We start from the raw sequence: 13,763 nt of genomic DNA on the forward strand, positions 1-13,763 counted from the left end.
ACGGGTCACAGGCCCCGACCGCACACACATACCCACCAGTAACATGTCACACGCCATTGAGAGGGACCGCTCATGAGCACCACCACCCACCGCCCCTGGCACGGCGTCCTCGTCGCCACCGCGCTGCCCCTGAACGACGACCTCTCCGTCAACTTCGAGAAGTTCGCCGAGCACTGCGCCTGGCTCGTGACGAGCGGCTGCGACGGCGTCGTGCCCAACGGCTCGCTCGGCGAGTACCAGGTGCTCACCGCCGACGAGCGGGCCAGGGTCGTCGAGACCGCCGTCGCCGCGATCGGCGGCGACCGGGTGATGCCCGGCGTCGCGGCCTACGGGTCCGCCGAGGCGCGGCGCTGGACCGAGCAGGCCAGGGACGCGGGCTGCCGGTCCGTGATGCTGCTGCCCCCCAACGCGTACCGCGCCGACGAGCGCTCCGTACTCGCCCACTACGCGGAGGTCGCCAAGGCGGGCCTCCCGGTGGTGGCGTACAACAATCCCCACGACACCAAGGTCGACCTGGTGCCCGAGCTGCTCGCCCAGCTGCACGCCGAGGGGCTCATCCAGGGAGTGAAGGAGTTCTCGGGCGACGTGCGCCGCATCTACCAGATCCAGGAGCTCGCCCCCGATCTCGATGTGCTGATCGGCGCCGACGACGTGCTGCTGGAGCTGGCGGTCGCCGGAGCCAAGGGCTGGGTCGCGGGCTACCCGAACGCGCTGCCCAGGGCGACCGTGGAGCTCTACCGCGCCGCCGTCGCGGGCGACCTGAAGACCGCGCTGCCGCTGTACCGGAAGCTGCACGCGCTGCACCGCTGGGACTCCAAGGTCGAGTTCGTACAGGCCATCAAGTTGTCCATGGACATCGTCGGCCGCCACGGCGGGCCCGTCCGCCCGCCGCGGGTCCCGCTGCTGCCCGAGCAGGAGGCCGCAGTCCGGGCGGCCACCGAGAAGGCCGTCGCGGAAGGGCTCGCCTGACACCCGTCGCACAGCCGCCCACCACCGGAGGGAGACACCCGCTTATGCGCAGCAAGCTCGTCCTGCACGCCGTCGACTCACACACCGAGGGCATGCCCACCCGCGTCATCACCGGCGGCATCGGCACCGTCCCGGGCGCGACCATGAACGAACGCCGCCTGTGGTTCCGCGAGAACCGTGACGACATCAAGCAGCTGCTGATGAACGAGCCGCGCGGGCACTCCGCGATGAGCGGCGCGATCCTGCAGCCATCCACCCGCCCCGACTGCGACTACGGCGTCATCTACATCGAGGTCTCGGGCTATCTGCCGATGTGCGGCCACGGCACGATCGGGGTCGCGACCGTCCTCGTCGAGACGGGCATGGTCGAGGTGGTCGAGCCGGTCACCACGATCCGCCTCGACACCCCGGCGGGTCCGGTGACGGCCGAGGTGGCGGTGGAGGACGGCGCGGCCAAGGCCGTCACGCTGACCAACGTGCCGTCCTTCTCGGTCGCCCTGGACCGCAAGATCACCCTGCCCGACGGGCGGACGGTGACGTACGACCTGGCGTACGGCGGCAACTTCTACGCGATCCTGCCGCTGGAGCAGTTCGCGCTGCCCTTCGAGCGCGGCCGCAAGGACGACATCCTCGCCGCGGGCCTGTCGCTGATGGACGCGATCAACGCCCAGGACGAGCCCGTACACCCCGAGGACCCGTCCATCCGCGGCTGCCACCATGCACACCTGTACGCGCCCGGCGCCACGGCCCGGCATTCGCGGCACGCGATGGCGATCCGGCCCGGCTGGTTCGACCGCTCTCCCTGCGGTACGGGGACGAGCGCGCGCATGGCGCAGCTGCACGCGCGCGGTGAGCTTCCGCTGCACACGGAGTTCGTCAACGAGTCGTTCATCGGCACCCGGTTCACCGGGCGGCTGCTCGGCACCACCGAGGTCGCCGGGATCCCGGCCGTGCGGCCGAGCTTCACGGGGCGCGCGTGGATCACCGGGACCGCCCAGTATCTGCTCGATCCGACCGACCCCTTCCCGGCCGGGTTCGTCCTCTAGGGCACCTCTAGGGCACCTCTAGGGCATCTCCAGGGCACCTCCAGGGCGCCTCCAGGGCCTGATCCGCCGGACAGGCCCTGGCCACGGCCGGGCCGCCGCGCACCGCTTTTGACCAGCGTCAAGTAGCGCGTCTACGTTCGGGGCGACAAACCGCGTGCACCCCGACCGAGTGGAGCTACTCCCGTGTCACCCATAGCCACCCCTCAGTGGCTCCGCGACAACGCCGACACGTTGATCGGCGTCCCCCTGCGCATCCTCCTGATCGTCGCGGGCGTGATGCTCGTGCGGGCGCTGGCCAAGCGGGCCATCGACCGAGTCCTGGAACGCATCCTGCGGTCCGAAGCCGACAACGAAACGCGCCGCTCCGGCCGCGGCCCCGCGGTCCTGCAGCGTGACTCGGCCCGCAGCGACGAGCGGCGTGAGCAGCGGGCACGCACGATCGGCTCGGTGCTCAGCAGCATCGTGACCGTCGTGATCGCCGTCACGGGTCTGGCCATGGTCCTCGACCAGATCGGTATCGCCCTCGGCCCGCTGCTGGCCAGCGCGGGCGTGGTGGGCCTGGCGATCGGCTTCGGCGCGCAGAGCCTGGTCGCGGACTACCTGTCCGGGATGCTCATCATGATCGAGGACCAGTACGGCGTCGGTGACGTGGTCGACCTCGGCGAGGCCGTGGGCGAGGTCGAGAACGTCGGCCTCCGGCTCACTCAGGTCCGTGACATCAACGGTGGTCTGTGGCACATCCGCAACGGCGAGATCCTTCGGGTGCGCAACGACAGCCAGGACTGGGCGCGCGCGGTACTCGACGTGTCCGTGGCCTACGACTCCAACCTGGAGACGGTGTACGGCGTCCTGGAGGAGACCGGGCTCGCGCTGCGCCGGGACCCGGAGTTCGGCGGTGTCCTCCTGGAGGACCCGGCCATCTGGGGTGTGCAGTCCCTGGACGCCGACGGGGTCGTCGTCCGTCTCGCCGTCAAGACCGCCCCGCTCAAGCAGTGGGCCGTCACCCGTGAGCTGCGCCGCCGCGTCAAGGAGGCCCTGGACGCCGCGGGCGTCGAGATCCCCTTCCCGCAGCGTACGGTCTGGATGCGCACCGACGATGCCGCCGCTGGGCCCGGCGCCGAGGTCTCGGCCGCCGTGCCCCGCTGAGCCGATGCCCACCGACTCCGCAGCGGGGCACCGTGCCTCGCGGCGGACCGGTGCGGTTCAGGCGCAGAGCTTGTGGAAGCCCTCTTCGATTCGGGTCAACCCTTCGCGGACATGGGCGAGTTCGAGGGGGTCGGGTGCCGCGAGGGATGCCTCCTGCTGCTCTCGGGTGGTGCCGTAGAGCATGCTGGTGGCGGCCTTGAAGCGCAGTGCGTGCTCGTCGTCGCCCAGGTGGTGTCCGGCGAGTACGACGATGCCGTGCTGGTCGAACAGCTGCCGGTGCAGCGACGGCGAGTCGGTGACGCCGCGCGGGGCGAGCCGTTCGCGGAGGGGTTCGAGGTCGGGGTAGACGTAGAAGGCGCCGGTCGGCGGTCGGCAGCGGGCTCCGGCGTCGACCATGATCCGGTGGACCGCGCGGGCCACCGCGCCGTGCAGCCGGGCGCTGTCGGCGAGGCGTCGGCGGATCTCGGGCGGCTCGTCGAAGGCGTACTGGGCGACCTCCTGCATCGGACCGGCCAGCGTGGACCACAGCTCGCTGGCGACCGAGACCACCCCGGTCCTGAGGTGCTCGCCCCACGGCCCGGCCGGGAAGCGGGCCACCCCGATGCGCCAGCCGCCCAGGGCGAGGGACTTGGAGAGCCCGCTGGTCACGACGGTGCGCTCGGGGGCGACTTCGGCCGGGCTGAGGAAGGGTGTCGCCGGGTCGTGCAGCACATCGCGGTAGATCTCGTCGGAGACGATCAGGAGGTTCTCGTCCTCGGCGATGGCGGCCAGCTCGCGTACGAGCGCGGGCGGGGCCAGCGTCCCGGTGGGGTTGTCGGGCAGGGTCAGGATGAGGATGCGCGGGTCGTGGCCCTGGGCGCGGGCGGTGCGCAGGGTCTGGCGCAGCGCTGCCGGCTCGGGGGCGCCGCCGCACGCCTCGGGGATCGGTACGCCGAAGACCCGCTTGCCCGCGAGGCGCGCCTGTGGGGCATAGGTGTTCCAGCACGGGCGGGGCAGCAGCACATCGCCCGGCACGACGAGCTGGAGCGCCATCAGGAGCGGCTTGCTGCCGGGGGCGACGATCACCTGGCCGGGCTCGGTGGGCAGCCTGCGGCGTGCGAAGTACCCGGCGGCCGCCGCCCGTACCGAGTCGGCGCCCTCGACCGGGCCGTACGCGTTGCGCCCCGCGCCCGCGACGAGGCGTTCGACCAGCGGGCCGAAGGCGGGCAGCCGCGACTCCCCGAACCCGAGGTGGACCAGGGGGTCGCCCGCGGCCTGACGCTGGGCGACACGCTGGTTGAGGTCCAGGTTGGGCGAGGTCTGCCAGCGGGTCGGGCCGTACGAGCCGTTCATGGCCAGGGTCCTTTCCTGACGGGTCCTTCTGCCCAGGTCTGCCGGGCGACATCCACCCCGGCTGGCCTGGCTGACCCGCTTGTCCGGCTGGGGGTCTGGGGGTTATCCCCCGGAATGACGCAGTGCCGTGGCGATGTCGGCGGGTGTCTCCGGTGCGAGCCGGAGTTCGTCGAGCCAGGCGGCCGTGGTCGAGTAGTGGGCGCGGAACGGCCGCCCGGTGAGCTGGGGGTCGCGTGCCTGGAGCAGCCGCAGTTCGAAGAAGCGGCCCCGGTCGGTCTCCGTCACCCCGTCCACGACGACCTTGCCGGGCGTGGCCGACATGACCGGGCCGCGTACCGTGCGGGCGAGTCCGGGCAGCGTCCGGTAGGCGGAGCGGAAGATCGCCGAGGCCTTGGCCAGCGGCACCTTGAAGTACGCGTACGGCCCGGTGTCGCGCTCCACGAACAGGTAGTACGGGACGGCTCCGGCGGCCAGTTCGGCGCGCCACAGCTCGCTCCAGGTGCGGGCGTCGTCGTTGACGTGCGCGACCAGGGGCGCCTGGCAGTAGACGAGTGCCCCGGTGGCGCGGATACGGGCCAGTGCGCGGCGGGCAATCTCGGTTTCCAGCTCGCGGGGATGGGTGAAGTGCGCCATCACCGCGATGTTGCGGCCGGAGGCGACGATCTGCTCGAAGAGCCGCAGGGTGTCGTCGGCGTCCGGGTCGGTGACGAAGCGGTAGGGCCAGTAGGCGACGGACTTGGTGCCGATCCGGATGGTCCGTACGGTCTCGATGTCCAGGAGCGGCTGCAGATGGCGGCGGAGCCGTTCGCCGGACATCACCATGGGGTCGCCGCCGGTGACCAGCACATCGCTGACTTCCGGGTGTTCGCCGAGATAGGCGATCAGCGGGTCGGGGGTGGGACTGGCGAAGCGGAGGTCGGCGTCGCCGACGAACTGGGCCCAGCGGAAGCAGTAGGTGCAGTAGGAGTGGCAGGTCTGGCCCTGGCCGGGGAAGTAGAGCACGGTCTCGCGGTACTTGTGCTGGAGTCCGGGCACCTCGGCGCCCTGGCTGCGGGGCACGTTGAGTTGCTTCTGCCCCGAGGGGTGCGGGTTGAGGCCACCGCGAATGCGCCGTACTTCGGCCCGCAGTTGCTTCTTGGCGCTCGGGTCGTCCACCAGCCGTGCCAGCGAGCGTACGTCGTCTTCGCGCAGCATTCCCCGCTGCGGGAAGACCATCCTGAATATCGGGTCGTCCGGAATTCTCGCCCAGTCGACGAGCTGGTCCAGAACGTATTCGTTGACGCGGAAGGGAAGCACTTCGGATATCAGCCGCACCGTGTCCCGCATGTCGCCTGGCATGCCGTACCGCTGGGCTATCTCGTCGATATGGCGTGGCCCGTAGGCGCGAAAGCGTGTGGTTTCCAGGGATATCGGGGCAAGCGTTGAGGCCGTGGGGGGCACGTGACTTCCTCCGGTCTTGTGGACAGGTGGTTCAGGAACTCCGCTGGTGCTCCACCGGCACCGCGGCCAGGGCTCCAGGGGTGACCGTGCGCAGGAACGGCACGATGATCAGCAAAGTGGCGACCGTGAAGACCCCGAAGGCCGCCCGCATGCCGAAGAGTTCGGCGAGCAGTCCGACCAGGCCCGCGCCCAGCGGCATCGCGCCCCAACTGAACAGCCGGGCGGCGGCGTTGTAGCGGCCCATCATGCCGGTCGGCACCAGACGCTGGCTGATGATGCGGGAGTTGACGGTCCACAGGATGCCGCCCATGCCGCCGAGGAACGCGCCGACCGCCACCACCCACATCCGCGTGGTGATCACCGGTGCCGCGACCATGGCCGCGGTGCCGAGCAGGTCGGCGAACATCGACCAGCGGCGGCCGAGCAGCCGGTTGACCGGGCCGACGGTGAGGGCGCCGATGAGCCCGCCCGCGCCGAGTGCGCTGAGCAGGATGCCGTACTGCCGTGCGTCCAGGCCCATCGTCTTGGTGGCCATCAGCGGCATCAGGGCCAGCCAGGCCCCCCAGCAGGAGGCCAGGACGCCGACCGAGAAGGCCATCAGCCGCAGCAGCCGCTGCTGCCACAGGAAGCGCAGCCCTTCCGCGATCCGCTGGTTGACCGTGCCGGTGGGCGGTCCGTCGCCGTGGGTCGGGGTGAACCGGCCGACCAGCAGGACCAGGATGGCCATGGCCGCCACATACGCCACGCCGGTCGCGCCGAGTGCCACGCTGGTACCGGCCGCGACCAGCAGGCCGCCGACGAACGGGCCGCAGAACTCGTTGCACGCGGTCTCGGCGCCCGCCAGCCAGGCGTTGGCCCGGTCGCGGCCCTCGGGCGGTACCGCCATGGGCACCAGCGCGGCCGCCGAGGTGAGTGCGATGACCTCGGCGACGCCGAGGGCCGCTCCCCCGACATAGAGCACCATCAGGCTCATGGCGTCGCCGAGTGCCGCGACCAGGAGTGCGGCGATGGCGGCGATACGGACCGTGTTGGCGATCCAGAGCAGGCGGCGCCGGTCGTACCGGTCGACGAGGACGCCGACGTGCAGGGCGGCGAGCAGCCAGGGCAGGGTCAGGGTGAGCGCCACGCCCGACACCTTGGCCGGTGAGTCCGTGAGCTGGGTGGCCATCAGCGGCAGCGCCACCTTGGTGACCCCGTCGGCGAGGTTGGTGACGGCCGTGAAGGTCACCAGGACCGTGGTGTTGCGGCTGCCTGCCTCGGCCGGTGGTCGCGGGCCGGGCGGCGGCTCGGCGGGTGGGGTCATGGCGGCGCGATCGACGTCGGCGCTCTCCATGGAACAACCTCCTCAGTGCCTTGGCAGGCAACGTAACAACCCATACTCGAGCGCCACTCGACCGTGGATCAGGTGTCAGTCGTCGGAAGACAGCAGGCGGGTGACGAGCCCGGCCACCTGGCGGGCGGGGTCCCCGCGCAGCAGTCCGTAGTGGTCGGTTGCCAGCCGTACGGTCGACATGGGGCGGCTGCTCCAGTGCTCCCACTGGCGCGCGCCCTTGTCGTCCAGGTCGGCGGCGACCAGCAGCACCGGCGTGTCCACGGCGTGCGCTCCCTGGTAGGCGGCCATCGCGACCTGATGACGGTAGTGCAGGTCGAACCGTTCGCGCAGGGCCTCGGGCCGGGTGTCGAGGCCCGCCCGGCGCAGCAGCGCGGTGAGTACGGCGATCCCGAGCCCGGTGGAGTGGTCCCCGGCGGCCAGTTCGTCGGGGCGGGAGTCCGCCACGCCCGCGCCGCGCAGCACGCAGTCCATGAAGAACCCGAAGTCGGCGGCTTCCAGGTCGTAGGGGTGGTCGGGCGGCGGGGCGTCAAGGATCAGCAGGGGCGGGACGCGGTGGCCGTACCGCTGGAGGCGTTCGGCCATCGCGTGCGCCAGCAGGCCGCCCATGGACCAGCCGCCGAGCACGTCGGGCAGCCGGTCGGCGGCGAGCAGCGGGGCGAGATAGCGCTCGGCCATCCCTTCGACGGTGCCGCCGTCGCTGCAGTCGTCGCTGCCATCGTCCTCGCTGACCGAGACCCGCCAGTGGGGCGGCAGTGCGCCGGCCAGTTCGCGGTACGGGAGTCGGCCGACGCCGGCGCCGTGTACGAGGTGCAGATGCGGGCCGCCGGGCTCGCCGGGGGACAGCAGTCGGAGGGCGTCGGCGGGGCTGGTCGCGGCTTCGGGTGACCGGTGCGGGGTGGCGGCTTCAGGTGACGGTGCAAGGGTGCCGGCTTCCGGGCGTACGGCGTCGGGTTCCTGGGCGGTGAATCCGGTCAGCTCCGCCATCCGGCGCGGCGTCGGGCGGTCCAGCCAGTCGGCCACGTCCACCTGCCGGCCGGTGGCGTCCTCGACCGAGGCGATCAGCTCCAGCACCTGGAGTGAGTGACCGTCCAGGGCGAAGAAGTCGTCGTCAGGACGTACCGGGACGCCCAGCACCCGCCGCCAGATCTCCAGCAGCGTGTCGGCGACCTCACCCCTGGCTTCGGCGGCCGACGGAGTCTCGACCGGTGACCGGAGGCCCGGCTCACCGACCTCGGCCCGGGTACGCGTGTCGACGGCGGACAGGGGGCCTCCGCCCCGCGCCGATTCGACGAGCACCTGGTCCATGTCGGCCAGCAGAGCCTGGACGGTGGCCTCGTCGAGCCGGTCGGTGTCGTACTCGACCTCGATCGTCGTGCCCTCGGCGACGTCGTCCCCGACGTCGCCCCCGTCTTCGAACAGGCCAAGGAGCACCTGGCAGCGGGCGCTGGTGCTGGGGCTGGGCAGCAGTTCCGCTCGGCGGCCGCCGAGCGCGAGGCCGCTGCCGATCGACCCGTGATAGGTGATCACGATCTCCGGTCCGGTGCCCAGCGCGGCCCGGTCGGCGGCGGACAGCTCGCGGGAGACGTCGGAGTAGGCGAGGTGCTGGAACGGCAGGCTCTCCCACAGCGCGTCCCGCGCTCTGCCCACCACCTCGTCGAAGGTGTCGGTCGGTACCACCGTGTCGGCGAGCAGCACGACGTTGCCGCAGAAGCCGACGCACCGCTGGTCCTGTGGCGTCATCCGGTTGGCGACGACCACCCCGAGAGCCGTACGTCCCGTCGCCCCGCCGAGTGCCACCACCGAGCGCAGCGCGGCGAGTTGGACGGCGAACGGGGTGCAGCCGACCCGTTGGGCGATCTGCGACACGGCGGCGTCGACGGCGGCTGGGCGACGGTAGCGCAGGACGGCTCCGGCGGACCCCGCTCCGGCCGGTGCGGGGCGGTCCGGGCGCAGCGCGGCCAGCCGGGTGTCCCGCAGCTGCCGCGCCCAGAACTCCCGTTCGGCCGGGGTGTGCGGCGCACGGGCCCGCTCGGCGAACGGCCGGTAGGGAACCGCTGGTTCGGCGAAGATCCGGTCCGCCGTGGGGCCCGCCTGGTCCCGTACGGCGAGATAGGCGGTCTCCAGGTCATCGACGACAAGGTGCAGGGCCCAGCCGTCGAGGATCATGTGGTGCACGGTGATCACGAGCTCCTGCCGCTCGCCCACGGTGACGAGGGTGGCGCGCGCCAGGGGTGGGCTGTCCAGGTCGAAGGGCCGGCTGTGCAGCTGGGTGGCGAGCTCCGCGAGCAGCGCGTCCGGGTCGTCGAGGGCTTCGGCGTCCGGGGCGTCCCAGCGCAGCCGGCCCAACTCGGGTTCGGCGGCGGCGTGCACCAGCTGCACGAGTGAGTCGTCGCGGCGTACGAAGCCGGTCCGCAGGGCTTCGTGCCGCTCGACTGTCAACTGCCAGGCCTGGCCCAGGAGTTCGGGGTCGAGGTGTCCGTTCGGACGGATCCGCCACGTCAGGTGGTAGACGTCCTGGCGAACGGCGCGCTGCTGCGTCCACCAGAGCGCCTCCTGTCCCGGTGCGCTGAGAACCTCGATCGGTGCTCGATTCACTGTCACTCACCACTGACGGGCCGACGACGTTAGCCGTATGGTCCGCGTGCGAAGGGATATCGGGCAACCCTCCCCCACCCCTCTGCCTATCGGCCGATAAAGGATGTTGATGACCGGTCGGCAGCTTCTCGACATACCCTCATCCACTTTCTCTATCGGGCCCCCGTACGTATTCCTTGACGGTGCCCGAGCCGCCGTGAGTACCGTCGATATGCGCAGGAATTCATGGGAGACCGCCTGAGGGAGTCCATTCGATGAAGCAGGCAGCGCAAGATACCGGCGAAGCCGTGAACTCCGCCATCGCCGAGTTCGTTCGCATGCCGTTCACCCCCGCATCGGATCTGGCCGAGATCGGTCTTGATTCGCTGTCGGTCATCCGGATCGTGGCGGACGTGCTGCCCGACGCCGACCAGGAGATCGACGCCGCAGAGCTCGCCGATCTGCGCACGGTGGGACAGTTCCAGGACTGGCTGAGCGCCCGCGTCGCGGCCGGGAGCGCCCGGTGACGGCGGATCTGGCGGCCGCCACCCAGCCGGGTTCGCGTACCACCCAGCCGGGTTCGCGTACCACGCCCGACGTATCCGCGGAGTGGACCGCCCCGCTCACCGAGTCGCAGATCGGCCTGCTTCTGGTGCAGCGCACGGTCGCCGCGCGTCACCTCTACAACGTGGTGGCGGTGGCCGAGTTGGACCCGGTGTACTCGGCTGACGCGGTACGGGCGGCGCTCGCGCAGGTCCTCACGGTGCAGCCCGCGCTGCGGATGGCCTTGTGGGCGGCGCCACAGCCGCACGCCACGCTCACTCCCCCGCCGTCGCCCGATCGGCTGCCGCTCACGGACGTCGTCGTCCCCGAAAGCCTCGATGCGGACGCGCACACCGCGAGCGGGGCAGGCGGCTTCGAACCGCGGACACAGTTCGAACTGCGGACACAGCAGGCGATCGACGAACTGTCCGCCGCCGCCTTCGACTTCGCCCGGCCGCCGCTGATCCGCTTCACGCTGCTGCGCACGAGCGCGGGCGACCGCTCGGTCCTGGTCCTCGCGGTGCACCACACCGTCTTCGACGGCTACTCGCTGCGGCCGCTGATCAAGGACCTGGACGCCGCCCTGCGCGGGGACCTGGACGCCACGGCGCTGCGGCCGGCTCGGGAGCGGGCGCTGCTGCGCGAGCTGGAGTCCCAGCAGGCCGCCGCGAACGACCCGGCCGTGACGGCCGCGGCGGCCGAGCTGGGCAAGCGGCTACGGGACACCCCGGCCACCGTCATCCACCCCCGCCCCGGCCGCCCCACCGAGACCGAATTCACCGGCCGCAGGCTTGAGTTGTCCCTGGGCGCCGAGCGGTCGGCGGCCGTGGACCAGGCGTGCGGCAAGCTGTCTGTCACCCCCTTCGTGTTCTTCTGCGCCGTGTACGGGGCGGTACTGGCCCGCCACTCGGGCAACTCGGCGGTGACCATCGGCAGTCCGCTGCTGTCCCGCCGCACCGTCGGCTCGTACAACCTGTGCGGATTCTTCGTCAACACGCTGCCACTGGTGCTGGAGACGGACTGGGACACGCCGTTCGCCCGGTACGTGGCGGAGGTGGTGGACCCGGAGGCCCGCTCGGTCAAGCGGAACGCGGCCATACCGTTCAGTCAGATCGTGCGGCACGCGGACCCGGACCGCTCCAGCAACCGCAATCCGCTGTTCTCCACGATGCTGGCGATGCAGGACTCCACGGAGGTCGAGAAGCCGCACGCGGTGCGCTCGGTACGCGAACCCGCCACCGGTGTCGCGAAGTTCGACCTGTGGCTGGGGGTGACGCCCACCGCGGACGGCTGGCTCCTGGAGCTCGACCACGACCCGGAACTGATCCCCGACGCCGTGGCCGAAGGGCTGCTGACGTCGCTGTCCGAGGCGGTCGACCGGGCGGCCGCCGACGACACGGCCCCGCTGCGCGCACTGTTCTCGGACGCCTCCACCGGGCCGATGCGGGCCACGGACGGCTACGGGCGCGCGCCGCTCGCCGAAGACCTGGACGCCTGGTTCCAGCGCACCGCCCGGGACCGGGCCGACGGCATCGCGGTGGAGGAGCCCGGCCGCCGGATGACCTACCGGGAGCTGGAGGCGGCGGTACGGGCCGCGGCCGTGGGGCTGCGCGACCGCGGTGTCGCACCGGGCCACACGGTCGGCCTGACCACCGCCACCCTCACCGACACGGTGGTCACCATCCTCGCGGTGCTGCGGCTTGGCGCGGTCTTCCTGCCGCTCGATCTGACGCTGCCACCGGACCGGCTGGCCTACATGGTCGACAAGGCGGACTGCGGGCTGGTCGTCGGCTCTGGCACGGTCCCGGGGGCCGCCGTGGTCGCCCCGGACCGCCTCGCCCAAGTCGTCCCGGAAGGCGTGGAGTTCGTACGGCCTCCCGGGTCGGGCGGCTATGTGATGTTCACGTCCGGCTCGACCGGCAAGCCCAAGGGTGTGGCCATGGGCAACGGGCCGCTGCTCAATCTCACGGCGTGGCAGCTCGACGCGTTCGCCATGGACACCCGTACCCGCTTTCTGCAGTACGCGCCGCTGGGCTTCGACGTGTCCTTCCAGGAGATCCTGCCGACGCTGCTGGCGGGCGGCACGGTCGTCTCGCGGGAGCCCGCCGACCGCCGTGATCTGCCCGCGGTCGTACGGCGGGTCGCCGCGACCGGGGTGACGCATGTGTATCTGCCGGTGGCGGCGCTGCGGCCGTTCGTACGGGCCGCCGACGGCGTCACCCTGGACCGGGTCACGCATCTGTGCGTGTCGGGCGAGCAGTTGGTGGTCGACCAGGCCATCGAGGACTTCTTCACCCGGCACCCGCACATCCAGCTGATCAACCTGTACGGGCCGACGGAGACCCACGCGGTCACCACCCAGCGGCTCTCGGCCGCCGAGCCCGGCTGGCCCGCGCATGTGCCGATCGGCCGCCCGATCACCGGTGTCACCGCCCAGGTCGTGGACCGCACCGGGCACCTGGCCCCGCTGGGTGTGGCCGGTGAGCTGCTGCTCGGCGGGCGCTGTCCGGCGTCGGAGTATGTGAACGACCGGGAGCGCACCGACGAGCGGTTCGTGCCCGACCCGTACGGTCAGCCGTCGGAAGGCGGTCAGTCATCGGAAGGCGGTCAGCCGTCGGAAGCCGGTCAGCCGCCGCAAGCCGGTCGGCCGCCGGAATCCGGAGCGCGCCGGTACCGCACCGGGGATCAGGTGCTCTGGGACGAGTCCGGTGTCCTGGTCTTCCTGGGCCGTGACGACCACCAGGTGAAGATCCGCGGCTTCCGGGTCGAGCTGGGCGAGATCGAAAGCGCGGCGCTGGGCCACACCGGCGTACGGGAGGCCGTCGCGGCGGCACGGGGTGACGGCCCCGACCGGCATCTGCTGCTGTTCCTGCTGCCGCACTCCGGCACTCCCGGCTCCGGCGCCCCGAGCACCCTCGCCCAGGACGTGGACCAACTGCTGCGCGAGCAACTGCCCGGCTATATGGTGCCCGCCCGCGTGCTGACCGTGGACACCATGCCGACCACCGGCAACGGCAAGTTCGACCGGCCCGCGCTGCTCGCCATGGCCGACCAGCTCATCGCACGCGCCGACACCCCACGACAGGCGTCGGATGCCGCTCCCACCGACGAGCTGGAGTCCTGGCTGCTCGACCTGTGGTCCGAACTCCTGGGCCGGGCCGACCTCGTGGTCGACCGCTCGCTGCTGGAGTGCGGGGCCCACTCGCTGAACGTGCTGACCGCGCTGTCCCGGATCGAGCAGCGGCGGGGGGTACGGGTCGCGGTCCTGGACTTCTTCCGGGCGCCTACCATCCGTGCGCTCGCCGGGCTCCTGCGCGACAAGGAGGCCGACGCATGACGGCGTCCGCGCACGGAACCCGCACCCCCACCCCCACCCCCAC

Annotated in this window: 9 protein-coding genes; 5 read left to right on the forward strand and 4 right to left on the reverse strand. The window is 71.7% G+C overall.

Translation table 11 applies throughout. The features are described from left to right. Nucleotides 1-72 precede the first annotated feature (72 nt). The 3 genes from U9R90_RS04780 to U9R90_RS04790 all read left to right on the forward strand — a co-directional run bounded on the left by U9R90_RS04780 (nucleotide 73) and on the right by U9R90_RS04790 (nucleotide 3,161). Entirely contained in the window at nucleotides 73-969 is an 897-nt protein-coding gene (locus U9R90_RS04780; RefSeq protein ID WP_411055102.1) for a dihydrodipicolinate synthase family protein, read from the forward strand. 44 nt (nucleotides 970-1,013) lie between these two features. Continuing rightward, nucleotides 1,014-2,015, forward strand: a complete 1,002-nt coding sequence (locus U9R90_RS04785) for a proline racemase family protein (RefSeq protein ID WP_411055103.1) — start codon at nucleotides 1,014-1,016, stop codon at nucleotides 2,013-2,015. A 183-nt stretch (nucleotides 2,016-2,198) separates the two neighbouring features. Further along, nucleotides 2,199-3,161, forward strand: coding sequence for a mechanosensitive ion channel family protein (locus tag U9R90_RS04790; protein WP_411055104.1), 963 nt, complete (start codon nucleotides 2,199-2,201; stop codon nucleotides 3,159-3,161). Between the two features lie 57 nt (nucleotides 3,162-3,218). Here U9R90_RS04790 and U9R90_RS04795 read toward each other — a convergent pair whose 3' ends face one another. The 4 genes from U9R90_RS04795 to U9R90_RS04810 form a co-directional block, all read right to left on the reverse strand. Continuing rightward, nucleotides 3,219-4,493, reverse strand: a complete 1,275-nt coding sequence (locus tag U9R90_RS04795) for a pyridoxal phosphate-dependent aminotransferase (protein ID WP_411055105.1) — start codon at nucleotides 4,491-4,493, stop codon at nucleotides 3,219-3,221. A 102-nt stretch (nucleotides 4,494-4,595) separates the two neighbouring features. Further along, entirely contained in the window at nucleotides 4,596-5,933 is a 1,338-nt protein-coding gene (locus U9R90_RS04800; RefSeq protein ID WP_411055106.1) for a KamA family radical SAM protein, read from the reverse strand. Nucleotides 5,934-5,964: 31 nt separating this feature from the next. After that, nucleotides 5,965-7,236 carry an MFS transporter gene (locus U9R90_RS04805; RefSeq protein ID WP_411057645.1) on the reverse strand — a complete coding sequence of 424 codons (1,272 nt, stop codon included), beginning with the start codon at nucleotides 7,234-7,236 and terminating at the stop codon, nucleotides 5,965-5,967. A gap of 105 nt (nucleotides 7,237-7,341) precedes the next feature. Next, nucleotides 7,342-9,861, reverse strand: coding sequence for a condensation domain-containing protein (locus U9R90_RS04810; protein ID WP_411055107.1), 2,520 nt, complete (start codon nucleotides 9,859-9,861; stop codon nucleotides 7,342-7,344). Nucleotides 9,862-10,115: 254 nt separating this feature from the next. Here U9R90_RS04810 and U9R90_RS04815 point away from each other — a divergent pair, with 254 nt between their 5' ends. Both U9R90_RS04815 and U9R90_RS04820 read left to right on the forward strand, forming a co-directional pair. Beyond that, nucleotides 10,116-10,367, forward strand: coding sequence for an acyl carrier protein (locus U9R90_RS04815; protein WP_411055108.1), 252 nt, complete (start codon nucleotides 10,116-10,118; stop codon nucleotides 10,365-10,367). Then, complete coding sequence (locus U9R90_RS04820; protein ID WP_411055109.1) at nucleotides 10,364-13,720, forward strand: non-ribosomal peptide synthetase; 3,357 nt, start codon at nucleotides 10,364-10,366, stop codon at nucleotides 13,718-13,720. Before U9R90_RS04815 ends, U9R90_RS04820 begins: the two co-directional genes overlap by 4 nt. Nucleotides 13,721-13,763 lie beyond the last annotated feature (43 nt).

It is taken from the genome of Streptomyces sp. E11-3 (genome assembly GCF_046540415.1).
GTDB lineage: Bacteria > Actinomycetota > Actinomycetes > Streptomycetales > Streptomycetaceae > Streptomyces.